The sequence below is a fragment of the Maribacter sp. UH1 genome (assembly GCF_056839145.1).
Window position 1 is genome coordinate 1,071,028 of the sequence record NZ_CM166387.1, and the last position, 23,680, is coordinate 1,094,707.

Sequence of the window (23,680 nt, forward strand, 5' to 3'; positions counted from 1 at the left end):
TTAGACCCCAAAAGGGTAACACTTATTATTTAGTTGATAATTATTAATAACTGAAAAGTTATTCCTCTGTTTTACATATCATCTTTCTTTATTTTTGAAGCAACAAAAATCATTACTCCGCAAAAGTTCTATGTATAGGGCTAAGCAGGAGCTCTATTCTTATGAAACAATACCACGACTTACTTAATCACGTATTAGCTGAAGGAAATCAAAAAGGCGACCGTACAGGTACAGGAACCAAAAGTGTTTTTGGGTATCAAATGCGTTTTAACCTCAGCGAAGGTTTCCCCATGGTAACCACCAAAAAATTACATTTAAAATCTATAGTGTATGAATTACTTTGGTTTTTAAAAGGTGATACCAATATTAAGTATTTACAAGAGAACGGTGTTCGTATTTGGAACGAATGGGCAGATGAAAACGGAGATCTTGGTCCGGTTTACGGGCATCAATGGCGTAATTGGAACGATGATGAGATTGATCAAATAAAAGAGGTAATTCAATCTTTAAAAACGAATCCTAACAGCAGAAGAATGTTAGTTTCCGCTTGGAACCCTAGTGTTTTACCAGATACATCCAAGTCTTTTTCAGAGAATGTAGCTAACGGCAAAGCTGCTTTACCACCCTGCCATGCATTCTTTCAATTTTATGTGGCAGACGGAAAATTATCTTGCCAATTATACCAACGTAGTGCAGACATCTTTTTAGGAGTGCCCTTCAATATTGCATCTTATGCTTTATTTACCATGATGATGGCGCAAGTTTGTGGCTACGAAGCTGGAGATTTTATTCATACTTTCGGTGATGCCCATATTTACAATAATCATATGGAGCAGGTTGAATTGCAACTAAGCAGAGAGCCTAGAGCATTGCCAAAAATGAAAATAAATCCTGATGTGAAAGATATTTTCGACTTTAAATTCGAAGACTTTTCATTAGAGGATTATAATCCGCATCCTCATATAAAAGGGGCGGTAGCTGTTTAAACCATGAAAATAAAAGTATCTATTTTACTTATCGTTTGTACTATCATTTCTACGAATTGTTTTGCTCAAGACGATTCTACCTACTTTCCACAAGAAGAAATAATAATAGACGAATGTGCTGATGCTTTAGATAAAAATGATTGCTTAAGTCTTAAAATTGAAAATGAAGTTCTTGATGTAATAGAAGATTTATTCAAAAAAAGAAATCAGGAAATAGATACTTTAAAAACTTGTGTCATTTTCAGTCTAAATGACTTGAATCAAATTAATGAGGAAAGAATTTATACTTCTGTAAATGATAAAAAACTTAATAAAAAATTCTATAAAGAACTAAATAAAAGAATCGCCAACTTAAATATTTTAAGAGTCGACAATAAAAAACCTATAAAGAATAGACCTAAATACGTCTTGAATTACGATTACCTTACAAACGATAATCTATTAAAAAAAATTCCTTTAGATAGTAGTTCTACTTTCACAGGTGGTATTATCGAAGAAGTTCCTTTATTTCCAAATCAGGCAAGGGTAGATGATTTAACGGATAGAAGAACCTTTAATTCACTTATGCAACAGCATATTGGCTCTCACTTTAATTACCCAAAAGAAGCTATTGCAAAAAGAATAAGCGGCAGAGTAAGTATCATGTTCACTATTGACAAAGAAGGCAATATCGGCAACATTAAGACAAAAGGTCCATCTCCTATTTTAGAAAATGAAGCTATAAGAATTATTTCTTTGCTACCAAAACTTCAACCAGGAAGCCAAAATGGTTCTCCTAAAACGTTTCCATATTCAATTCCTATAACCTTTAAGCTGCAATAGCATTAATTTCTATATTAATCGGATTAAACCCAGTAGTTCAATTTTAATTATCTTTCAATAAAATTGTTCTTATGGTTAGTACTGTTACGCTCATAGATTTCTTTTTAGAAACTAGGGAGCATACCGAGGTTATTTGTAAACCTCTTGAAATTGAAGATTATGTGGTACAACCCATTATAGACGTCTCACCGCCAAAATGGCACTTAGGGCATACTACCTGGTTTTTTGAAGAATTCATTCTAAAAAACTACGATACAACTTATCAGGTTTTTGATGAAGATTTTTCTTTTGTATTCAATAGCTACTATGAAACAGTTGGTAAACGAGTTGTACGTGCAGACCGCGGTAACCTCTCTAGACCTTCTGTAAAAAAGGTTTATGAATACCGTAGCTACGTGACCCAAGCAATGAACAAATTGCTAGAATCAAATAATGACCAAACATTATTAGAAGTTCTTGAAATAGGGATTCATCACGAGAAACAACATCAGGAATTACTACTGACGGATATTAAATATATTCTTGGCAACAATCCTTTATTACCTAAATACACGGACTCTTTTGAGGAATTCACTATTGAAAAATACCCTCAAAACTGGATTTCGATGAGCGAAGGCATTTATGAAATAGGTCATAATTCTACAGACTTTTGTTTTGACAATGAATTAGGGAGACACAAAGTATACCTACATGATTATCAAATATCAAACAAACTAGTTACCAATGCAGAGTATATTGAATTTATAAAATCGGATGGTTACAAACGTTTTGACCTTTGGCATGCCGCTGGATGGGATTGGGTTCAGCAAAATAAAGTAAACGCTCCATTATACTGGCACGAAATTGACGGAATTTGGCATTATTATAGCCTCAAAGGATTAACTGAAGTTGATTTACAAGCCCCTGTTACCCATATTTCTTATTTTGAAGCATTTGCCTTTGCACAATTTAAAGGATGCCGTCTACCTACCGAATTTGAGTGGGAAGCTGCACAGAACCTTTTCAATTGGGGACAACGATGGGAATGGACCGAAAGTGCGTACCTACCCTACCCTAACTACAAAAAAGTAGATGGTGCATTAGGCGAGTACAACGGTAAATTTATGGTTAACCAGAAAGTTCTTAGAGGAAGCTCCATAGCCACACCCAGCAAACATGCTAGACATACGTATCGCAATTTTTTCCCAACAGACTTAAAATGGCAGTTTACCGGAATAAGGTTAGCCAAATAATTACGACATACTAATTATGCAAGACACTAAAACAGTACCGGTTGTTTCAACTGAATTTGAAAAAGAGGTTTATTCTGGATTAACTGATTCCCCTAAACACCTCTCCTCAAAATATTTTTACGATAAGAAAGGCGATAAGCTTTTTCAAGATATTATGGCGATGCCAACTTACTATCTTACTGATTGTGAGTATGAAATCCTTGAAAGTAATAAAGAAGAAATTACCGAATTGTTCACCGGTTTTGGTTCCTTTGATTTAATAGAACTTGGAGCAGGAGATGGTAAAAAGACTAAAATTTTACTGAAAGAATTCAGCGACAAGAATATAGATTTCACATATGTGCCTATAGATATTAGTGACAATGCGTTGAACCAACTTCATAATTCTATTGAAAAAGAATTACCAAAAATTAATGTTCAGCCTTTTCAAGGCACCTACTTTGAAGCGCTAAAAGAAATTAATAACCGTAAGAACAGAAAAATCATTTTATTCTTAGGATCTAATATTGGTAATTTAGAACACGATCAAGCAGTTGGTTTCATGAATAATATTCAAAAACTAATGCAACCGAACGATTTACTTTTTATGGGGTTTGACCAAAAGAAAAATCCGCAGACCATATTAGATGCATATAACGACCAAGAAGGTGTTACTGCAGCATTCAATAAAAATGTTCTTGCTAGAATAAATACAGAGCTTAATGCAGATTTTAACTTAGACCATTTTTTACATTGGGAAGTGTACAACCCAGAAACTGGATCTGCTAAAAGTTACTTAGTCTCTAAGATTGAACAAACAGTAAAAATTGACAAACTTGATTTAACGGTTAATTTCAACCAATGGGAAACCATACACACAGAAATTTCACAAAAATATGATGACGAAATCATTTCATGGTTAGCCAATGAATCTGGACTGCAAATGACCACAGAGTACGAATCTAAAGCGCATGGATATAAAAATTGTGTATTTAAAAAATCTTGATTTTTAGATACATAAATCTCATAAAAAAGCCTGCTATTTTTAATAGCAGGCTTTTTTTTATATCAGTATGATTGTTCTACAATTCTAAAACAGCATTTTCAGAACCTGCAAAATCATTCCATTGGTAACGATCTGCTTCACCATCATTTACATATTCACCATCTACAATATATTTAAACTCAAAAGAATTCTCTTTTGGCAGATCAAATGTTCCTTTGAAAGTACCGTTCTTTTGTTTTTTTAAAGCGCTCTTCTTAGCATTCCAATTGTTGAAATCGCCTACTACAGCTACTTTCTTTGCATCGTCTGTAGGCACTGTAAAAGTAACCTTACAAACTGGCTTAGTCTTTAAATATTTTTTTGCAATTGCCATGATATTAAATTTAATATTTTAAGCAAAACTAGCACAATAAAACACTCATTTACAATACTTAAGGCATTTTTATCAAATCCTTAATAATTATCCTTTTTATAGATGCACAACAAAATTTAAGGATAAGAAAATTCTTTATTACGAATACCGTTAGCTTGTTTTTAAAATTTTAACAATGGCATCTATCTCTGCTTCCGTATTGTAGAAATGAAAACTTAACCTTACACCATTACCACGTTGTGCACAAAATACATCGTTATCTTTCAATTTTTGAAAAGTAGCGTCATCCGCTTTAATATTGAAAATGGTACTATGTTCTTTTCTATTTTTAATTTCATCGGATAACAGACCTAATTTTTCAAATTCAGACTTTGCCTTCTTTGCCAACCTACGGTTATGTGTCGTAATCTTATCCATCCCTATTCTTTCAAAGAAATCAATAGAATACTTCAAGCTTCCAAAAATCAATGAAGATAAATGACCAGGTTCAAATTTCTTGGCAAACCTAATTTCATTTTTTTTATCGAAATCACCATCTGCCGCATTAAAACCTATATTATTTATGGCAAATTCATTCTTAACTTGATCTGAAAATAACATAAAACCATTACCATAACCAGCCAATAACCATTTATACGCACTAGCTCCCAGAACGTCAATTCCAGAATTACCAAAATCAAAACTAGCACTGCCACAAAACTGGGTACCATCTACCATGATAATTAATTTGGGATTATCTTTTTTTAATTCCTTCAAGAAATCCAAATCAATTGCAAATCCATCTAACCACTGCACCAAACTTAAGGCAAGGACATCAATTTTTTGGTTGGATACGGCTTCTTTAATTCGCTCTTCTAAATCAGTTGTCTGTGCTATATAAGACACCTCAAAATCTCTATTTTCAAAACTCCAATTAAGAGAGGGATAATCATTCTCTACAAGTAATACCTTTTTATCCTCATCCAATCCTTCTAGCAAAATATTGAGTCCTGATGAAAAATTACTGACTAATGCAACATTCTGTCGTTTGCAATTAAAAAACTTACCAATGGCAGAACGTGTATCTGATATTACTTTTAAAGACTTTTCGCGCATATCGCTACCATCTATTAGAAAGTCTAAATCATGCTCTTGACGCCATTCTAATAAAGAATCATATAGCAAACCATACACTGCGGTGTTCGCATAAATACCTTTTCTTAAAACTGGGAATTCCTTTCTAATTTTTTCCATTGGTTATAGGGTATACTACAATTGCTGTATCTTTATACCAAAGATAGGAAGAGTATGTTTTCTAGAAATAAAAATACCTCCAAATTAGATTTAGAACAGCATGAGCTGTTAGAGAACGCTCAAAAAAGAGTGAAACAAAAGAAACGTCTTTATACGCATTTCGTAGTCTTTTTAGTAGGTAGCGTCTTCTTGGTCCTTATCAATAAAATATTAAAATACGGACAAGAATATAATTGGTTCGTTTGGGCAATTACTTTTTGGGGCTTTTTATTTGTTCTTCATATTTTCAATGTTTTTATTACTAATAAATTCATGGGCACCGATTGGGAGCGCGCTCAACGAGAGAAATTGGTTGAAAAGCAAAAGAAACGCATTGCTGAAATGGAGAAAGAAATTGAACAGGAAATAACACCACCTTTATCAATTAAGGAAGAACCTAAAAAAAAATTGCTTTGAGAACACTTATAATGATAGCTGCCGCTGCAGAAAATAATGCATTAGGCAAAGACAATGATCTACTATGGCACTTACCAGATGATTTTAAAAGGTTTAAAAAACTAACCTCTGGGCACAAAATTATAATGGGTAGAAAAACATATGAGAGTTTTCCAAAGCCGCTACCAAACAGAACACACATTATTATTACCAGAGACAAAGACTACAGTGTTGAATTCGATGAATGTATAGTAGTTCATTCTCTTGACGAAGCCATAAATTTAGTTGAAAACGAAATTGCATTTATAATTGGTGGTGGAGAAATATATAAGCAAGGCGAAAAGGAATCTGACAAAATTGAGCTTACCAGAGTTCATGGTTCTTTTGAAGATGCCGATACTTTCTTTCCAGAAATAGATGAGAATTATTGGATGCTGACGAAACAAGAATTTCACCCAACAGATGAAAAGCATAAGCTTTCTTTCACCTATTTAACATACGTAAAAAAAGAAACAGCCCTTAAAAATCTTTAAAGAATACAGAATGTTTGACTTTTGCCGGACTTAAAATGGAAGCTAGTACTTTCTCATCTCCATTAGTGAAAAATTGATGCGTTCCCAACTCATTGGAATTGGTTAATAAATTATTTTGCTCCAGCACTGATTTAGTCTGTCTTGCCACTGCCTGACCTGAATCTATTATAGTAACATTTTCTGGCAACATTTTTTGTAATAAGGGAATCAAGTATGGGTAATGCGTACAGCCTAACACCAGATAATCCATTCCTTTTTCTAGCATTGGCATAATATAACTTTCTAAGAGAAGGTACAGTTCTTCACTTTCAAGATGACCATTTTCAATCATTTCAACCAAGCCTGTACCTCGCTGCTCCAATATGGTAATACCTGCTGCATGATTTTTAGAAGTACTATGAAACAAACTACTTGACAAGGTTCCTTTTGTAGCCAATACACCTACAATCTTGGATTTTGAATTTATTGCCGCGGGTTTTATTGCAGGTTCTATACCTATAAAGGGAACGTTGTAATTTTCCCTTAAATAATCTATTGCATTGGTCGTTGCCGTATTACAGGCAACGACTATTAATTTACAACCCTTGTTTAACAAGAATTCCGTATTCTTTATACTGAGCGCTAGAATTTTTTTTTCTGGTTTTTCTCCATAGGGTGCATTCTTGCTATCTGCCAAATAAATACACTCCTCTAAAGGTAAAAGTTCTTGAATTTCTCCCCAAATAGATGTTCCCCCAATACCTGAGTCAAAAATACCTATGCGCCTGTCATCCATATTATTTTATCACCTCGGTTATAGGTTTACCCGTTGCACCGTTTGGAAAAGATATTCCCAACAAAGCAGAAATAGTTGGCGCGATATCTGGTATTTCTGTTCTGTTAACCGTTGAACCAGACTTTATGCCTTTACCATAAAACAATAATGGTGCATGCGTATCATATATTTGAGGTGACCCATGTGTAGAACCCGTTGTACTGTATGAAATATACCCTGGTTTTAACACTACCAACACGTCACCAGATCTCTTTTGGTTATAACCGTTCTGTAAGATATAAGGAATACCAGATGTATAATCATTGCTCCACATTTGATTTGCAGTATATACCCTATCTATTGCATCATAACCCAAAACTTCTTGAGCTATTTCAACTTGTACGTCTGCCAAACTAAGATCTAAGTTCTTTACTATTTTATGGTCCAAGAATATTTGATCATTGGAATAGTTTTTTATAATATCTTCAGTACCATATTTATACTGTAAAAACTCATTTAATCTCTTTTTATTAGCAGCTGTGTCCACATATCCAGAAGGGATTTTTTCACTTTTTAGATAGGTTGGCACCTCAACAGCACCATGATCCGCAGTTAAAAACAGGGTATACTCCCCTTCGCCCACGTTCTTATCCAACGCCTTGAACAGTCTTGCCAAGTCCGCATCTAATCTTAAGTACGTATCTTGAATCTCTTTTGAGTTAACACCGAACATATGCCCTACGTAATCTGTACTTGAAAAACTTACTGCAAGAAAATCTGTAATGTCATCCTTACCCAAATTCTCTTGCTTCAATGCTTCAATAGCAAAATCAGCAGTCAAAGAATTACCAAATGGTGTTGCCTTAATAATATCAAAACTTTTATTCTTATCTAAAAGTTCTGCAGGGTTATGCGGAAATGAAGTGGTTGATTCTCCCTCAAATTTTCCTTCAAATAAATTATTATCGGTTCCACTCTCTTTATATTCTTTTATATCTTTTAAAGTATTCCATACTTTCTTGTATGATTGCGCTGTACCTGATGAATTAAAATCATTTACCCATTTAGGCAATTGCGTCATATAAAATGAACTTGTTATCCAATTACCTTCATCTGCGCCATGAAACCAGTATGCTGCGTTAGCTGTATGCCCACCAGGCAACACAGCACCTCTATCCTTTAATGCAATAGCAATAGTTTTTCCTTTCATTTGGCTATTTAAACGTACTTCATCCGTAATGGTCGTAACCCCCATACGATGTGGAGACATTTTACCCGCATCTGCAGTTGTACCAACAGAAGTATATGTATCATCACTTGCGCAATATACACTGGCATCTAATTCCTTATCATACCAATTATTACCAATAATACCATGTACCGCAGGCGTTGTACCGGTATACACAGATGTGTGACCAGGACCTGTACTGGTAGGCGCGTAGTTGAAATGATTATTCTTACAATTAAAACCTTGCTCAACAAGTCTTTTAAATCCGTCATTTCCAAAGTGATCATAAAAACGAGTTAAATAATCATAACGCATTTGATCTACTACAATACCTACAACCAATTTAGGCTTTACCCTTAAAAGATTGTCATTGCCGGTTTCTTTATTTTTCTTTTGTGCGCTTAATACGCTTACAAATAACATCGTGCTCACTAACAAAGAAGCAACAAAATAATTTTTCATTTTCATTGAGATAGGATTGTAGCACAAATGTAAATAATTTACACCTTTAAAGATTAAACGGAGGTTAAATCAAGTCCTTTATTGTTATTTTTACGGTAAGAATTTTATTTTTAATAAATGAACTATTTAGCATCTGTAGGAAGCTATGCTATTATGATCCGTGAGGTTTTTAAAAAACCGACCAAATGGAGAATAATGAAGTCACTTATATTCAAGGAAATAGACGAGTTGATTTTTAGCTCATTAGGTATTATCATTTTTATCTCCTTTTTTATTGGTGCCGTTGTAGCCATACAAACAGCACTTAATCTTACCAACCCGTTAATACCAAGAGACCTAATTGGTTTTGCAACTCGCCAATCGGTTATTTTAGAGTTTGCACCAACTTTCGTTTCTATTATAATGGCAGGTAAAGTAGGTTCCTATATTACTTCTAGTATTGGTACAATGCGTGTTACAGAGCAAATTGATGCTTTAGAGGTTATGGGTGTAAACTCATTGAACTATTTAGTATTCCCTAAAATTATTGCTATGTTATTTTATCCTTTCGCCATTGCCATTTCTATGTATGTAGGAATATTTGGCGGATGGATGGCAGGAGTTTTTGGAGGATTCTTAACTAGTGAAGATTTTATCACTGGTTTGCAATCAGATTTTGTTCCTTTTCATATTGCATACGCTTTCGTAAAAACTTTAATTTTTGCCTTTGTTATTGCTACCATCCCTTCATTTCATGGTTTTTATATGAAAGGTGGAGCGTTAGAAGTAGGTAAAGCAAGTACAACTTCATTTGTTTGGACGAGTGTTGTAATTATCATTCTTAATTATATTTTAACTCAACTTTTACTAGGATAATGATAGAGGTACGAGACATACACAAATCTTTTGGCGACGCTCATATTCTTAAGGGCATAACTACCACCTTTGAAAAAGGAAAAACAAATTTGGTTATTGGACAAAGTGGATCTGGTAAAACCGTTTTTCTTAAATGCCTACTGGGTCTTTTTGAACCAGAAGAAGGTGGCATCGCATATGATGGCAAACTCTACTCAGAGCATTCTGATGATGAAAAGCGCGATTTAAGACAAGAAATGGGTATGGTATTTCAGGGTAGCGCCCTATTTGATAGTATGAGTGTTGAAGGCAATGTAATGTTTCCTTTAGAAATGTTTACTAAGCAGTCTAAATCTGAAATGAAAGACCGTGTAGATGCCGTTCTAAAAAGAGTAAACCTAATCGATGCACATCATAAATTCCCTTCCGAAATTTCTGGAGGTATGCAGAAACGTGTAGCAATTGCCCGTGCAATTGTAATGAACCCAAAATATTTATTTTGTGACGAACCTAATTCTGGTCTGGACCCTAAAACGGCAATCCTAATAGACGACCTGATCAAAGAAATTACCGAAGAATATAACATTACAACAGTCATAAACACTCATGACATGAACTCTGTAATGCAAATTGGAGAAAAAATAATATTTCTTAAGGATGGACTTTTAGAATGGGAAGGTACTAAAAACGAAATCTTTAAAACCGATAATGAAGCCGTAACTAATTTTGTGTATTCATCTGACCTTTTTAAGAAAGTGCGCCAAATGTATATACAAGAACAAAACTAGTCTTTAGGCATTTCCTTAATTTGAATATTCTTATTATCCAATCTAAGTCTCAGCCATTCTTGCAGCTTAGCCATATCCTTAACTGTTTCGGCTCTTTTAGCTTCTTTTTTCCATGTGACTTCAAATAAGGGAATACTATCCGTCTTTGTAAAATCTGTCGAAATCAAATATGCATATCCAATTCGATCCAAGTTTTCGTAATTGGTCTTTGCTTCAAGACTAATCTCTTTAAAAGGGATTTGATTTGATGAAATTTGATTTAAACGCATCAACTCAGTCTCTAAAACCTGTATTTTCTCATCTTTACTGGTTAAAATACTTTTCTGAGATTCATATAGCTCATTCACGTATTTAAGCTCATTTGCCTCATCGCTTCTAGAACCCTGAACAACGGCAAGCTCAGTACCATTTAATTGTTTATAATCTGCCATTTGTGTACGCCACGTAGCAATTACATTTTCTGGTATTCCCTCATTGCCCATAAAGAACAATTCAATTTTAGAATTACCTTCATCATCATATACCACCTCACTAAAATCTCTTAGAAACTTACCTTCTCCTGTAAATTGATATGGTTCTATTTTCTCTGTAATAAAGGACTCTGCATCTCTATTAAACAATGATTTTTTGAATACATTGTAAAATGTAATACCAGCAGGAATCATTACCAATACAGCCAATAAAGAAGCTAACCTTGCAATTAATTTTCTTCGTTGCGAATTCACGTAACGAACCATGGGAAATTTCAAAAGCTTTATCACCAAAAAGGTCGCCAAGGCTATAAAAATAGTATTGATAATAAACAGGTACATTGCCCCTGTAGCGTATTCAAAATTACCAATTGCCAAACCGAAACCTACAGTACATAAAGGTGGCATTAATGCCGTTGCAATTGCAACACCAAATATAACACTCGCTATAGTACCCTTTTTGGCACGGGCTATTACCAATGCCAAGCCACCAAAAAAAGCTATTAAAACATCTCTAATATCTGGCTCTGTTCTAGCTAAAAGCTCTGAAGACTCATCTCTAAGCGGAAAAAAACGATAAAATAAATATGCGGTAATGACACTAAGTACCACCATTACCGCAAAGTTCTTTAATGATCTTTTTAAGGTATCTATATCATTGATTGCCACAGACATCCCTATTCCTAAAATAGGTCCCATTAATGGCGATATTAACATGGCGCCAATAACAACCGCTGTAGAATTGGCATTTAGACCTATAGATGCAATAAAAATGGAACATATCAAAATCCAAGAAGTATGCCCCTTAAAAGGAATATCGGCTATAATAGCTTCTTTAGTTGCTTGCTGATCTGTATTGGTTCTAATATCCAAAAGCTCAGAAAGGAACTTTTTTACACTACCTAAAAGACCTTGAAAATCTTTTTTTACTTCTTCACTACCTCCACCTTCATTACTAGTAGGGGTAATATTATCTTGATTAAGATTGTTCTCCATATTTATTAAGCGAATTCATCACCAAAGGCATCTTTCACCTTATTTAAAACTTGTTTGATATCTTGTTCTTTAGTCTTTGGATAGATCAAAAGTACTTCATCTTTGTCAACTATGATATAATCATTAAGACCATCTACAACAACAACCTTACCGGCTTTAGACCTTATCATGTTACCACTAGCATCTTGCGTTAATACTTTCGCATTTACTATGGCATTTTTATTCTCGTCCTTATCTAACTTATCATATAATGACCCCCAAGTACCTAAATCATTCCAGTCAAAAGTAGCCTCTTTAACGTAAATAGCTTTCGAGTTTTCTAAAATGGCATAATCAATAGAAATGTTTTCAGCCTTTGGGTAGTTCTCAGAGATAAACTTCTTTTCATCATCTGTATTATAACATACTAGACCATCTCTAAATAATGCGTGCTGCTTTGGCTGAAAATTTTGAAATGCATTGACTATAGTTTTTGCACTCCACATAAATATCCCTGCATTCCACAAAAAGTTACCTTGTGCAAGAAAATCTTTTGCAGTTTCATAATCAGGTTTTTCTCTAAACTGATTTACTTTTTTAATTGAAGCAGTATCCGTTTTATTAGACTCTATATACCCAAAACCGGTATTTGGAAAAGAAGGCTTAATACCTAACGTACACAAAACATCTTCTTTTTCACACTTTTTAAAACACGCCGTTACATCTTTTGCAAATGCATCTTCATCTTCGATCCAATGATCACTTGGTGCCACAATCATAACCGCATCTTCATTCATTTTCTGAATTTTCATGGCAGCATACAAAATACATGGTGCTGTATTTCTCATGGCAGGCTCAAGAACTACTTGCTCTTGTTTTACCAAAGGTAATTGCTCTAACACTAAATCATTATAACGCTCGTTGGTAAGAATCAAAATATTCTCGGTAGGTACAAACTTATTTAACCTTTGAAACGTTTTCTGAATAAGGGTATCACCTGTACCCAACATATCATGAAATTGTTTCGGATTTTCGCTTGTACTTATTGGCCAGAATCTCGATCCTACTCCTCCTGCCATTAAAACGGCATAATAATTTTTATTCATGTCAGCTTTTTATTAATTCTACTTCAGCATTTGGTTGAAATAAAAACATCCTTCCTGTAGATATTTCTATACACTCATAACGCTTGGTTCGTTTATTTCCTTTTTTAAATAATTTGCCATTATAGATGCGAAAAACGCACCCTATTGGTAATTCGTAAACGTAAGTTTTTTCCGATTGTTGTTCATCGAATTGTTTTAAAGCAATAGATAACTGAGCGTCAGTACTACTACTTGCCTTTGGATTCTTAAAATGTCTAGCTAATAACGGTAATAATTGCGAAGGAAATATCTCTGGTCTAATAAACGGAATCATTAAATGTTGAAATGTTTTTTTCCATTCTAGACCATGCGGCTTAATACCACGCCCATATTTCTCAAAAGCAATTAAATGGGCAATTTCGTGAATTAAAGTAATTAAGAACCTGTATTTATTTAAAGAAGCATTTACCGTTATTTGATGATTACCGTCTTTTCTTCTTCTATAATCTCCATGCCTAGTTACACGCTCATTAACGATTTTTAAATGCACCTGAGTATCCTTAATTAGTTCAAAACAAGGACTAACCGCTAACTCAGGAAGATATTTAGCTAATGTTTGCTGCATTATTATGGCGTACTACTACTAACCTGCAAAATTTTACCGTTATACATTTTCTGTCCCTTTAACGCAAAGTCCATTACATATTCTGCCATTTCCTTTGCACTTACCGGAGCTTCATAACCTGGGAATGCCTCTTCCAACATTTCTGTTTGTACTGCCCCCAAAGCCAATGCGTTAAATGACGGACCAGTTTCTTTAAATTCTTCAGCCAATAATTCCGTCAAAGTCAATACTGCCCCTTTACTTGAACTGTAAGCTGAAAGTCCCGGGAATTTAGCACTACCCTGTATACCGCCCATAGAACTAATGGTAAGAACATGACCGCTTTTATTCATGAACGGAATAGCAAGCCTTGTAACAGCGGCCACACCAAATACATTTACATCATATACCGCCTTAAATTCCTCTTCTGTTATTTCTAGAAATGGTTTATTTATAAGCTTACCCGCATTATTTATAAGCGCTAAAACACTAGCACTTTTATCTTTTAAAAACTTAGAAAGATGATCTCTACTTTCTTTAGCGGAGACATCAAAAGAAAATGCTTCAATATTTTTATGATTAAGATTCTTAATCGGTTCTGCATTTCTAGAAAGCGCTAAAACCATATACCCAGCGTCAGCCAATAATTTGCTTAACTCAAATCCTATTCCTCTACTGGTACCTGTTACTATAATGTATTCCATTAGTTATACTTTACTTCTTTTATCGGTGCATTTATAATACCCTCTAGCATTGGTACAGTTTCACTTACAATTGTAGCCATAAAATCATAATCCATTAACGATGCTTCATCACCTACCTTATGATACTCACCAAAATTGGTAAAATCAAAGGAACTATAGGTTTGGGAAGGCACATTAAACTCATCATGAAATGGCGCATTGTCCGAACGTCTGAATAAATTAAATTCTTTTGCCTTTGGAAGAAACCCTACCAAATTTTTATTGGCATAGCCATTACTGATTTCTGCTAAATTAGATAATTCATAACCTGTTAAATACAAACTATGATCCTTCTCTACCATTGGCACACCAACCATTTCAAAATTTAGCATAGTATACAAACTAATACTTTGTTCTTTTAATTTTTTAGCTAAATGCTTAGAACCTACCAATCCTTTTTCTTCTGCAGTGAATAGGGCAAAAATTACGCTCCGTTTGTTGTTTTTATGTTCACCAAAATATTTAGCAAATTCCAAAACAGCAGTAGTACCAGATGCGTTGTCATTGGCACCATTTGCTATAGTATCATCTCCGCCTCCGCTAATCAAGCCTATATGATCATAATGTGCGCCAATTACCACGAATTCATTTTTAAGTTTTGAATCTGTCCCAGGTAAAAAACCAACTACATTATAAGCTACACCGTCACTATAGTTTTCCAATGTATCTCTATATGTTGCAAAATAAGGTAGAACATTATTGTTCTTGAATACATTTTGAATATAATCTGCAGCCTTTTCAATTCCCTCACTCCCAGTATCCCTACCCTGTAATTCATCTGACGTCAAGAAAGTCATGATTGCTTCTATATCAACGGACAAAGCTTTGACAGAAACATTTGACTTTACACTTTCCAATTGAGAATCTTTGGATGCAGGCAGAACCGAACCCTTAACACCTTTTGGATTCGTAGGATTCAACACCGTGGATTGATTTACTTTTGTGCTTCCACAACTTAAAAGTAAAAAGCTAAAAAAAGCTACATATATATGTTTCATCATCTTTTCTAGTTTAAAATATAAAGATAAAAAAAAGCATCCCGATGAAAGGATGCTTTTCTAATTCTATTTTTAAATCAATGTTCTACGCTAACATAGTAACAGGATTTTCTACAAAATATCTCAATGTCTGAAGGAATTGTGCTCCCACAGCACCATCTACTGTTCTATGATCACAAGCAAGAGTCAACTTCATAGTGTTACCTACTACTATCTCCCCATTTTTAACAACTGGTTTTTCTACAATTGCACCAACGGAAAGTATAGCCGAATTTGGCTGATTGATGATACTTGTAAACTCAAGAATACCAAACATACCTAAATTAGAAACGGTAAATGTACTACCCTCCATTTCTGATGGAGCAATCTTCTTGTTTCTTGCCTTACCCGCTAAATCTTTTACAGCACTTCCTATTTGTGTTAAGCCCAATAAGTCAGCATGTTTTACAACTGGTACAACTAGACCTTCATCTACTGCCACAGCAACTCCCATATGAATATGCTTGTGAAATTTTGTAGCATCAGCACTCCAAGTAGTATTTACCTGTGGATGCTTCTTCAGTGCCATTGCACAAGCTTTCAATACCATATCATTAAATGATACTTTGGTGTCAGGCAAACTATTTATTTGTGCACGTGAAGCTTTTGCATTATCCATATCCACCTCTATAGTAAGATAGAAATGTGGTGCGTTAAATTTAGAATTACCCAATGCTTTGGCAATAGCCTTACGCATATTAGAATTCTTAACTTCTTCCGTACCTTCCTCACCAGATGGCAAAGCCATAGAAACCGGCTGAGAAGCTATTGCATTATCAGCCTTTGCACTTGATGAAGCAACAGGAGTTGCAGCTGCACTTGGCGTATAATTTTCTATATCTTTTTTAGTAATTCTGCCATTATCTCCAGAACCGGAAACACTAGCCAAATCTATACCTTTATCCGCTGCAATTTTTTTGGCCAAAGGAGATGCAAAAATACGTTCACCATCTGCAACCGATTTAGAAACCTCTTTCTTACCAGTAGTATCTGCAGATTTTTTATCTTCCTTTTTAGCTTCGGTAGCAGAACTCTTTTTACTTCCGCCAGATTTATTACTTAAAACGGCATCAACATCCGTTCCTTCTGGACCTATAACTGCCAAAACTGCATCTACAGGAGAAGACTCACCTTCTTGTATACCTATATATAACAATTTACCGTTATAGAAAGACTCAAATTCCATTGTAGCCTTATCCGTTTCTATCTCTGCAAGAATATCCCCCTCTTCAACATCATCACCAACTTTCTTTAACCAACTAGCCACAGTACCTTCTTCCATGGTGTCACTTAAACGAGGCATCTTTACGATTTCTACTCCTTCAGGAATTTCACCAGAACCTTGAGCTTCGGCATCTTCAGAAGAATCCTCAACAACAGGCTCTTCAGCAGATTCCTCTTCTGAAGCAGTTGCACCACCTCCACTGATCAAAGCAGAAATATCTTCTCCCTCATCACCGATAATCGCTAAAAGGCTATCTACAGGAGCAGTATCTCCTTCTTGAATACCAATATGCAACAAAGTACCTTCATTGAAAGATTCGAATTCCATCGTCGCCTTATCAGTTTCGATTTCCGCCAATATATCTCCTTCTTCTATTTTATCTCCAACGCTTTTTAACCATTTAGCTACGGTACCTTCTTCCATGGTATCGCTTAAACGGGGCATGTTTACTACTATAGCCATCTAATTATAATTTATGTTGAACAAATGGAAAATCCTCTTGTTCGTAAACCATATCGTATAATTGGTTTACTGCTGGATAATCTGATTCTTCTGCAAACTTCTCGCACTCTTTAACCATGACCTTAACATTCTTGTCAATGTCCTTGATTTCATCGTCAGTTGCGTATTTATTTTCTTTGATTATATCCAACACCTGAGTAATTGGATCAATCTTTTTATATTCTTCAACTTCGTCCTTGGTTCTATAATGTTGAGCATCTGACATTGAATGACCTCTGTATCTGTAAGTTTTCATTTCAAGGAAAGTTGGTCCGCCACCACTACGTGCTCTTTCAATAGCTTTACTCATTTCTTGAGCAACCGTAACAGGATTCATACCATCTACTGGTCCACAAGGCATTTCATAACCCAAACCTAGCTTCCAGATTTCTGTAGAAAAAGATGTTCTTGCTACCGAAGTCCCCATAGCATAACCATTATTTTCGCAAATGAAAACAACTGGCAACTGCCATAACATAGCTAAGTTGAAAGTCTCATGTAAAGACCCTTGCCTTACAGCACCATCACCCATATAACATAAGGTAACGTTATCTCTACCTGCGTACTTATCACCAAAGGCCATACCTGCACCTAGAGGAATTTGTCCCCCAACAATACCGTGACCTCCATGAAAGCGATGCTCCTTAGAAAAGATATGCATGGACCCACCCATACCTTTAGAAGTACCTGTTACTTTACCATAAAGCTCAGCCATAACCATTTTAGGATCAACACCCATACCAATAGGTTGAACGTGATTTCTATAAGCAGTTATCATTCGGTCTTTGGTTAAATCCATTGCATGAAGAGCACCAGCCAAAACAGCTTCTTGCCCATTATACAAATGTAAAAACCCTCTTACCTTTTGCTGAATATATACAGCAGCCAATTTATCCTCAAACTTTCTCCAAAACAGCATGTCTGCATACCACTTTAAATACGTTTCCTTGGTGATTTTTTTCATCAATTTTAACTAAAGGTTTAAATTCTTTATTTGATAACAGAGGTATGTATGACCTAGGTATCCAAGAAGAGCAAAAATACACATATAAATGAATCGATAAAAATATTAGAAGCAAATCCATCCAGAAATTACGTGCTTAACAAATAAAGCACATAACGTGTTTATTTACAATACTTTTTTTAATAATTCTTAACTAAGGAAACTACTATTGAACCCTAAAGGCAATAAATCTGCCAAAGAATTACATTTTATTATACTACCTGTCTCCCCCATTAGTAGAATTTTTATCGACTCACCTTGTCTAAATTCATACTCCGAAATAGCTTGTCTACAATTCCCACAGGGCGCAGCCGGCTCATTAACTTCATGATTTAGCGATGCTGCCGTAATGGCAATCGCCTTAATTCTCACTCCCGGGTATTTTGCTCCGGCATAGAAAACGGCCACTCTTTCCGCACACAGTCCTGAAGGATAAGATGCATTTTCTTGGTTATTTCCTTCTATAATCTCTCCATTTTCCAATAGAAGTGATGCACCGACATTAAAACTGGAATAGGGAGCATAGGCTCTATTTCTAGCTTTCACTGCAAATGACATTAGATTTTGATCATCATTACTTAATTCACTTACCGAATCATATACTGTTATATCAAAGCTTATCTTCTTTTGACTGATCATATCTTTATTTTATTTTTCAATCTACAAATATATACTTGACACTTATAATAATTGAATAAAAATAATTAGCGCATAAAAAAACCTGCTTAAAGCAGGTTTTTTTTATAAAATATATCTGTATTAAGTATTAATCATTATAAAACTCTTCACCTAGATTAAAAGTAAGTGAAAAACGCAATGTATTTTCTAAAGGATTTCTAACTTGAGATGTTGAGAACAAATAAGATAAGTCTACCTGTGCCGCTTTAAATTTAAAACCTGCACCAAGTGTAAAAAACTTTCTAGATCCTTTTTCTTCGCTTTCATTAAAATAACCTGTTCTAAGCATAAAAGCATCTTGATACGTGTACTCCGCCCCTAATGCCCAAGTAAATTCTTTTAACTCTTCACTAAAACCATCTGGTGCATCAGAAAAAGAATTGAATATTCCACTGAACCCACTTTCATTTTGGTAAATATCATTATCAGCTGAATCTACATCACCATCGTTATCAAAATCTTGAGGTGTTGGCACTAATAACTTAGTAAATTCAGTTGTTATACCTATTACATTGTCCTGATCTAAAATAAAATCAAAACCACCACCAAAACTTAATTTACTAGGCAAAAAATTCTCTTGTCCACCTTCATCATACTGAATTTTACCTCCAATATTTGAAAGATTGAAACCAGCTCTCCATCTACCATCGAAATTATTATATGCTATTTCACGTGATCTATAGTAACCTGCTACATCCACAGCAAATGAACCTGCAGCCTGAGAATCTTCTGTTCCGTTCTGCGGTAATTTTAGGTTAGACCTAATATATCTACCACCAACTGCCATAGAAAAAGTAGGGCTTAACTTTAAGGAATAAGAACCGTCCAATGCTAATTCATTTGGTTTAGCAATAGTACCTGGATCATTAGCGAATTGTCTTAATTCGATTTCACCCAATGTAAAGTACCTTAAACTAACAGCAAATGCACTCTGATCATCTAACTTGTTGTAAAAACTAGCGTTCAACAACGAAATGTCAGTTATAATACTCTCTAAATAAGGAGTATAACTTACACCAATACCCATTTTTTGCTCCGCAAAAGCAAATTTAGCAGGATTCCATTGTTGAGAAAAAGCATCTGTAGACGTTGCTACACCCATATCACCCATACCCGCAGATCTTGCATCTGCTGCAATTGTAAGAAATGGTACGGCTGTAGTAATTACACGTTGATCGTCTTGGGCAAATACCTTACCGATAATAAATACAAAGAAAATTATAGAAATTTTTCTCATTTTAGAATAGTTCTTTAAATTTTTAAAGGTGAAATATAGTGAATACCCTATTTCAAGCTCCAATATTTTACATGTAAACGCACATTTTCCCGTTATCTTGCATGAATATTAAGTTTTTTGCAACATTTTACCATACGAGTATCAATAAAGACATCTTCGCCTTTTTAAATCTCAATAAATCCCGGTTGTTTATTGTTTCTAAAAGAATTAATCAAAACCATACTAATTAGTTGTTTTAAGCGTTTACCTATTAAAGCGAGCCAAAATTTATTGACAGTTCGCCATGAGATTTTTAAAATTATTTTCAATTGTAAAATAATCTCATAAAAACACCGTTCTATTGAGCGAAAGTGACAAACAAATTAAAAGAAATTACAGTATCATATTCCTATAGTTACCAAACTACTATAGTTTATGAAAATTGAACTCAAGTCCTAATTATGAAAAAACATTTAATAAAAGTTGTACTCTCATGCACGGTATTAGTAGGAGGTTTTACAGTAAGTAGCTGTTCTAAATCCTCATCTGGAAAAAATACGTCTAGAGCTACAGGTTGGAAGATAAATGCCAAGGAAGGCGGTTTTCAATACAATACCGACTTTAAAGAGCAAGAAACCGCTCCTGGATTGGTATTTGTTGAAGGTGGTACATTTACTAAAGGTAAAGTACAAGATGATGTAATGCATGATTGGAACAATACTCCGACTGCACAGCATGTCCAATCTTTTTATATGGATGAAACCGAGGTTACCAACGTAATGTATTTGGAATACCTAGATTATCTAAAAAGTGTTTATCCTCCAGAAAACCCAAAGTACACTAACATTTATGTAGGTGCTTTACCAGATACTTTGGTTTGGAGAAACAGATTAGGCTTCAATGAAACCATGACAAATAACTACCTGAGACACCCAGCATATGCAGAGTATCCTGTAGTTGGTGTGAACTGGATCCAGGCTACTCAATTTGCAGAATGGAGAACTGACCGTGTAAACGAAGTTATGCTAGAAAGAGAAGGTTACTTATCTGAAGACGCTAAATATCAAGCAGCTACAGGAGAGGTTCAAGGTACTTTCAGTACTGAAGCTTACTTAAACAGACCAGAATCTGTATATAACGGACAAATTGATTCTTTACAAGGAAAACAGAAAAAAGATAGTACATCTACTTTCGCAAAAAGAAGTAGTGGTATTATAATGCCAGAATATAGATTACCTACCGAAACTGAATGGGAATATGCTGCTCAGGCCCAAGTTGGACAAAGAGAATACAACAATTACAGAGGTAGAAAAAAATATCCTTGGGAAGGTGATTACACTCGTAACGGACAACGTGTTGGTAGAGGTGATCAATTAGCAAACTTTAAACAAGGTAAAGGTGATTATGGCGGAATCGCAGGTTGGTCTGATGATGGTGCAGATATTACTGCTCAGGTTATGTCTTACAAGCCAAACGATTTAGGTCTTTATGACATGGCTGGTAACGTTGCAGAATGGGTAGCTGATGTTTATAGACCAATAGTTGACGATGAAGTAAGTGATTTCAACTACTACAGAGGTAACATATACATGAAAAGTGCAATTGGTGAAGACGGTAAAGTGAATATACTTAGAGATTCTATCGTTTATGATACATTACCAAACGGAAAAGTAGTTGCTGTAAACTTACCAGGCGAAATTAAAATGGTACCAGTTGATGAAGAAGAAACATATTTAAGAACCAACTTCTCTTCTAGTGATAATAGAGGATACAGAGATGGTGACGCAGGTTCCTCTAGGTTCTATGACAGATTCAACGATGGTGAAGAGGAAGATGAAAGCAAGAAAATGTACAACTCCCCTAAACATTCTGTTGAAAGAGATTCTTTAGGAAATTTAGTTAAAGGTTATGATGCTTCTAACAACAGAACTACTTTGATAAATGATGAAGTAAGAGTTTACAAAGGTGGTTCTTGGAGAGATAGAGCTTACTGGTTGGATCCAGCACAAAGAAGATACTTGCCACAATATATGGCTACCGATTATATTGGTTTTAGATGTGCAATGTCTAGAGTGGGTTCTAAATCGAAAACAAAAAACAAAACAGTTAGAGGAAAGAAAGCTAAATAATTTTCTTCCTTACGAATTAAAAAAGCTCCTTATTTAAGGGGCTTTTTTTTATCTTCGATTTTATGAAAATTCAAGAATTACATTTAGCTTTCCTAGCAAACCCTTCAGTAAGTACAGATACTAGAAAAATTAAAGAGAATGACATTTTCTTTGCATTGAAGGGAGAGAATTTTAATGGTAACACGTATGCTCAAAAAGCACTTGACAGCGGAGCAAGCTTGGTCATTATGGATGAGGAAGAATACTTCATTGACCAAAGAACAATTATTGTAGACGATGTTTTGACCACATTACAACAATTGGCCAACTTCCATAGAAAGAAATCTAAAGCAAAAATCATTAGTCTTACTGGTAGTAATGGAAAAACAACTACCAAAGAATTGATTAATGCCGTACTAAGTACAACCCATAAAACCATTGCCACTATAGGAAATTTAAACAATCATATAGGTGTACCGCTAACTTTACTAAGAATACAGCAAGACACTGAGATTGCCATTGTAGAAATGGGTGCTAATCATTTAAAGGAAATAGAATTTTTGTGTACAATTGCGGAACCAGATTATGGATACATCACAAATTTTGGCAAAGCGCATTTGGAAGGTTTTGGAGGAGTTGAAGGTGTTATAAAAGGTAAGAGCGAATTATATGATTATTTAATTGCAAATAAAAAGTCGATATTTTTAAATGCAGATGATTCCATACAATTAGAAAAACTCGATACCTACATCAAAAAATATGGTTTTAGTACTAAAAATTCCAAATATTATAATATTGCGTTAGTAGAGGCCCAACCGTTCGTTACTATAGAGGTTGAAGGGACAATTATGAAATCTAACCTAATTGGCACCTATAATTTCCCAAACTGTTGTGCTGCAATCATCATTGGAAAATATTTTAATGTAGAGTTGAGCAAAATTAAAAAAGCAATTGAATGCTACACGCCAGACAATAACAGATCTCAGATAATAGATAAAAACGGACATTACATAATTCTTGATGCTTATAATGCAAACCCTTCAAGTATGAAGGTGGCATTAGAGAACTTTGACACCTTAAAAAAAGATAAAAAAGTTTTGATTCTAGGAGACATGTTCGAATTGGGAGGTTCTGCTATGGAAGAACATCAACATATTGCCGATTTAGCTTTAGACCTAAGTTTTGAAAAAGTAATATTAGTAGGTGAAAATTTTAATAGAACTAGTACTAAATCTATAAAGTTAAAAAACTTTGATGATTTGAAAATTTACCTAAAAGAGAGCAAATTAAAACCAAAATCAAGTATTCTAATTAAAGGCTCTAGAGGTATGGCATTAGAGCGTGTTCTAGATATTATTTAATCATATTTT

General features: G+C 34.6%; 23 protein-coding genes. 10 read left to right on the forward strand and 13 right to left on the reverse strand.

What is annotated here, in order from left to right; translation table 11 throughout:
- Positions 1 to 161 precede the first annotated feature (161 nt).
- The 4 genes from UH1x_RS04685 (at position 162) to egtD (ending at position 4,025) form a co-directional block, all read left to right on the forward strand.
- Positions 162 to 986: a thymidylate synthase gene (locus tag UH1x_RS04685; protein ID WP_482625451.1), complete on the forward strand. Its 825-nt coding sequence runs from the start codon at positions 162 to 164 to the stop codon at positions 984 to 986.
- 3 nt (positions 987 to 989) lie between these two features.
- On the forward strand, positions 990 to 1,808 hold the full coding sequence (locus UH1x_RS04690; protein WP_482625452.1) for an energy transducer TonB: 819 nt from the start codon (positions 990 to 992) through the stop codon (positions 1,806 to 1,808).
- 71 nt (positions 1,809 to 1,879) lie between these two features.
- The gene (egtB, locus tag UH1x_RS04695) at positions 1,880 to 3,040 is read left to right on the forward strand and encodes an ergothioneine biosynthesis protein EgtB (protein WP_482625454.1); all 1,161 of its coding nucleotides are present in this window, start codon (positions 1,880 to 1,882) and stop codon (positions 3,038 to 3,040) included.
- 16 nt (positions 3,041 to 3,056) lie between these two features.
- Entirely contained in the window at positions 3,057 to 4,025 is a 969-nt protein-coding gene (gene egtD, locus UH1x_RS04700) for an L-histidine N(alpha)-methyltransferase (RefSeq protein WP_482625455.1), read from the forward strand.
- Between the two features lie 76 nt (positions 4,026 to 4,101).
- Here the strand turns inward: egtD and UH1x_RS04705 are convergent, their stop codons facing one another.
- Together UH1x_RS04705 and UH1x_RS04710 are read right to left on the reverse strand one after the other, a co-directional pair.
- Positions 4,102 to 4,398: an isoamylase early set domain-containing protein gene (locus tag UH1x_RS04705; protein ID WP_036156349.1), complete on the reverse strand. Its 297-nt coding sequence runs from the start codon at positions 4,396 to 4,398 to the stop codon at positions 4,102 to 4,104.
- Between the two features lie 150 nt (positions 4,399 to 4,548).
- A complete protein-coding gene (locus UH1x_RS04710; RefSeq protein ID WP_482625457.1) occupies positions 4,549 to 5,631 on the reverse strand; it encodes an aminotransferase class V-fold PLP-dependent enzyme in 1,083 nt (360 codons plus the stop codon).
- Between the two features lie 54 nt (positions 5,632 to 5,685).
- Here UH1x_RS04710 and UH1x_RS04715 point away from each other — a divergent pair, with 54 nt between their 5' ends.
- Together UH1x_RS04715 and UH1x_RS04720 are read left to right on the forward strand one after the other, a co-directional pair.
- Complete coding sequence (locus tag UH1x_RS04715) at positions 5,686 to 6,087, forward strand: 2TM domain-containing protein (RefSeq protein ID WP_482625459.1); 402 nt, start codon at positions 5,686 to 5,688, stop codon at positions 6,085 to 6,087.
- Positions 6,088 to 6,098: 11 nt separating this feature from the next.
- Positions 6,099 to 6,599 carry a dihydrofolate reductase gene (locus UH1x_RS04720; RefSeq protein ID WP_482626486.1) on the forward strand — a complete coding sequence of 167 codons (501 nt, stop codon included), beginning with the start codon at positions 6,099 to 6,101 and terminating at the stop codon, positions 6,597 to 6,599.
- Here the strand turns inward: UH1x_RS04720 and murI are convergent.
- Both murI and pafA read right to left on the reverse strand, forming a co-directional pair.
- Positions 6,586 to 7,374 (reverse strand): glutamate racemase, encoded by a 789-nt coding sequence (gene murI, locus UH1x_RS04725; protein ID WP_482625461.1) that lies wholly within the window; start codon positions 7,372 to 7,374, stop codon positions 6,586 to 6,588. The genes UH1x_RS04720 and murI overlap by 14 nt on opposite strands.
- A gap of 1 nt (position 7,375) precedes the next feature.
- Positions 7,376 to 9,049 (reverse strand): alkaline phosphatase PafA, encoded by a 1,674-nt coding sequence (gene pafA, locus UH1x_RS04730; RefSeq protein WP_482625463.1) that lies wholly within the window; start codon positions 9,047 to 9,049, stop codon positions 7,376 to 7,378.
- 111 nt (positions 9,050 to 9,160) lie between these two features.
- Here pafA and UH1x_RS04735 point away from each other — a divergent pair, with 111 nt between their 5' ends.
- Complete coding sequence (locus UH1x_RS04735) at positions 9,161 to 9,898, forward strand: MlaE family ABC transporter permease (protein WP_482625464.1); 738 nt, start codon at positions 9,161 to 9,163, stop codon at positions 9,896 to 9,898.
- Complete coding sequence (locus UH1x_RS04740) at positions 9,898 to 10,665, forward strand: ABC transporter ATP-binding protein (protein WP_036156364.1); 768 nt, start codon at positions 9,898 to 9,900, stop codon at positions 10,663 to 10,665. Before UH1x_RS04735 ends, UH1x_RS04740 begins: the two co-directional genes overlap by 1 nt.
- On the opposite strand, the gene UH1x_RS04745 is transcribed toward UH1x_RS04740, so the two are convergent.
- The 9 genes from UH1x_RS04745 to porV all read right to left on the reverse strand — a co-directional run bounded on the left by UH1x_RS04745 (position 10,662) and on the right by porV (position 20,223).
- Entirely contained in the window at positions 10,662 to 12,131 is a 1,470-nt protein-coding gene (locus tag UH1x_RS04745) for a DUF389 domain-containing protein (RefSeq protein WP_036156366.1), read from the reverse strand. The genes UH1x_RS04740 and UH1x_RS04745 overlap by 4 nt on opposite strands.
- Positions 12,132 to 12,136: 5 nt before the next feature.
- Positions 12,137 to 13,216, reverse strand: a complete 1,080-nt coding sequence (locus tag UH1x_RS04750; RefSeq protein WP_482625465.1) for a mannose-1-phosphate guanylyltransferase — start codon at positions 13,214 to 13,216, stop codon at positions 12,137 to 12,139.
- 1 nt (position 13,217) lies between these two features.
- Positions 13,218 to 13,820 carry a SprT-like domain-containing protein gene (locus tag UH1x_RS04755; protein WP_036156370.1) on the reverse strand — a complete coding sequence of 201 codons (603 nt, stop codon included), beginning with the start codon at positions 13,818 to 13,820 and terminating at the stop codon, positions 13,218 to 13,220.
- Positions 13,821 to 13,822: 2 nt separating this feature from the next.
- Positions 13,823 to 14,503: an SDR family NAD(P)-dependent oxidoreductase gene (locus UH1x_RS04760; RefSeq protein ID WP_482625467.1), complete on the reverse strand. Its 681-nt coding sequence runs from the start codon at positions 14,501 to 14,503 to the stop codon at positions 13,823 to 13,825.
- Positions 14,503 to 15,540: a M28 family metallopeptidase gene (locus UH1x_RS04765; RefSeq protein ID WP_482626487.1), complete on the reverse strand. Its 1,038-nt coding sequence runs from the start codon at positions 15,538 to 15,540 to the stop codon at positions 14,503 to 14,505. Before UH1x_RS04765 ends, UH1x_RS04760 begins: the two co-directional genes overlap by 1 nt.
- An 85-nt stretch (positions 15,541 to 15,625) precedes the next feature.
- Positions 15,626 to 17,266, reverse strand: a complete 1,641-nt coding sequence (locus tag UH1x_RS04770; RefSeq protein ID WP_482625469.1) for a dihydrolipoamide acetyltransferase family protein — start codon at positions 17,264 to 17,266, stop codon at positions 15,626 to 15,628.
- 4 nt (positions 17,267 to 17,270) lie between these two features.
- The gene (gene pdhA / locus UH1x_RS04775; protein ID WP_482625470.1) at positions 17,271 to 18,269 is read right to left on the reverse strand and encodes a pyruvate dehydrogenase (acetyl-transferring) E1 component subunit alpha; all 999 of its coding nucleotides are present in this window, start codon (positions 18,267 to 18,269) and stop codon (positions 17,271 to 17,273) included.
- A gap of 189 nt (positions 18,270 to 18,458) precedes the next feature.
- Positions 18,459 to 18,944 (reverse strand): cytidine deaminase, encoded by a 486-nt coding sequence (gene cdd, locus UH1x_RS04780; protein ID WP_482626488.1) that lies wholly within the window; start codon positions 18,942 to 18,944, stop codon positions 18,459 to 18,461.
- Positions 18,945 to 19,074: 130 nt separating this feature from the next.
- Positions 19,075 to 20,223 (reverse strand): type IX secretion system outer membrane channel protein PorV, encoded by a 1,149-nt coding sequence (gene porV, locus UH1x_RS04785; RefSeq protein WP_482625472.1) that lies wholly within the window; start codon positions 20,221 to 20,223, stop codon positions 19,075 to 19,077.
- A 440-nt stretch (positions 20,224 to 20,663) separates the two neighbouring features.
- Here porV and gldJ point away from each other — a divergent pair, with 440 nt between their 5' ends.
- Together gldJ and UH1x_RS04795 are read left to right on the forward strand one after the other, a co-directional pair.
- Positions 20,664 to 22,331, forward strand: coding sequence for a gliding motility lipoprotein GldJ (gene gldJ / locus UH1x_RS04790; RefSeq protein WP_482625473.1), 1,668 nt, complete (start codon positions 20,664 to 20,666; stop codon positions 22,329 to 22,331).
- Between the two features lie 62 nt (positions 22,332 to 22,393).
- On the forward strand, positions 22,394 to 23,671 hold the full coding sequence (locus UH1x_RS04795) for a UDP-N-acetylmuramoyl-tripeptide--D-alanyl-D-alanine ligase (protein WP_482625475.1): 1,278 nt from the start codon (positions 22,394 to 22,396) through the stop codon (positions 23,669 to 23,671).
- The last annotated feature ends 9 nt before the right edge of the window (positions 23,672 to 23,680 follow it).

Bases quoted from the DNA above. Each gene is read 5' to 3' on its own strand.
- UH1x_RS04770 (WP_482625469.1), bottom strand. From the start codon at position 17,266: ATGGCTATAGTAGTAAACATGCCCCGTTTAAGCGATACCATGGAAGAA.
- UH1x_RS04685 (WP_482625451.1), top strand. From the start codon at position 162: ATGAAACAATACCACGACTTACTTAATCACGTATTAGCTGAAGGAAAT.
- UH1x_RS04720 (WP_482626486.1), top strand. From the start codon at position 6,099: ATGATAGCTGCCGCTGCAGAAAATAATGCATTAGGCAAAGACAATGAT.
- gldJ (WP_482625473.1), top strand. From the start codon at position 20,664: ATGAAAAAACATTTAATAAAAGTTGTACTCTCATGCACGGTATTAGTA.
- UH1x_RS04760 (WP_482625467.1), bottom strand. From the start codon at position 14,503: ATGGAATACATTATAGTAACAGGTACCAGTAGAGGAATAGGATTTGAG.
- murI (WP_482625461.1), bottom strand. From the start codon at position 7,374: ATGGATGACAGGCGCATAGGTATTTTTGACTCAGGTATTGGGGGAACA.
- UH1x_RS04765 (WP_482626487.1), bottom strand. From the start codon at position 15,540: ATGAAACATATATATGTAGCTTTTTTTAGCTTTTTACTTTTAAGTTGT.
- egtD (WP_482625455.1), top strand. From the start codon at position 3,057: ATGCAAGACACTAAAACAGTACCGGTTGTTTCAACTGAATTTGAAAAA.
- porV (WP_482625472.1), bottom strand. From the start codon at position 20,223: ATGAGAAAAATTTCTATAATTTTCTTTGTATTTATTATCGGTAAGGTA.
- UH1x_RS04755 (WP_036156370.1), bottom strand. From the start codon at position 13,820: ATGCAGCAAACATTAGCTAAATATCTTCCTGAGTTAGCGGTTAGTCCT.
- UH1x_RS04690 (WP_482625452.1), top strand. From the start codon at position 990: ATGAAAATAAAAGTATCTATTTTACTTATCGTTTGTACTATCATTTCT.
- egtB (WP_482625454.1), top strand. From the start codon at position 1,880: ATGGTTAGTACTGTTACGCTCATAGATTTCTTTTTAGAAACTAGGGAG.
- UH1x_RS04750 (WP_482625465.1), bottom strand. From the start codon at position 13,216: ATGAATAAAAATTATTATGCCGTTTTAATGGCAGGAGGAGTAGGATCG.
- UH1x_RS04745 (WP_036156366.1), bottom strand. From the start codon at position 12,131: ATGGAGAACAATCTTAATCAAGATAATATTACCCCTACTAGTAATGAA.
- UH1x_RS04740 (WP_036156364.1), top strand. From the start codon at position 9,898: ATGATAGAGGTACGAGACATACACAAATCTTTTGGCGACGCTCATATT.
- pafA (WP_482625463.1), bottom strand. From the start codon at position 9,049: ATGAAAATGAAAAATTATTTTGTTGCTTCTTTGTTAGTGAGCACGATG.
- UH1x_RS04705 (WP_036156349.1), bottom strand. From the start codon at position 4,398: ATGGCAATTGCAAAAAAATATTTAAAGACTAAGCCAGTTTGTAAGGTT.
- UH1x_RS04710 (WP_482625457.1), bottom strand. From the start codon at position 5,631: ATGGAAAAAATTAGAAAGGAATTCCCAGTTTTAAGAAAAGGTATTTAT.
- UH1x_RS04795 (WP_482625475.1), top strand. From the start codon at position 22,394: ATGAAAATTCAAGAATTACATTTAGCTTTCCTAGCAAACCCTTCAGTA.
- pdhA (WP_482625470.1), bottom strand. From the start codon at position 18,269: ATGAAAAAAATCACCAAGGAAACGTATTTAAAGTGGTATGCAGACATG.
- UH1x_RS04715 (WP_482625459.1), top strand. From the start codon at position 5,686: ATGTTTTCTAGAAATAAAAATACCTCCAAATTAGATTTAGAACAGCAT.
- UH1x_RS04735 (WP_482625464.1), top strand. From the start codon at position 9,161: ATGAACTATTTAGCATCTGTAGGAAGCTATGCTATTATGATCCGTGAG.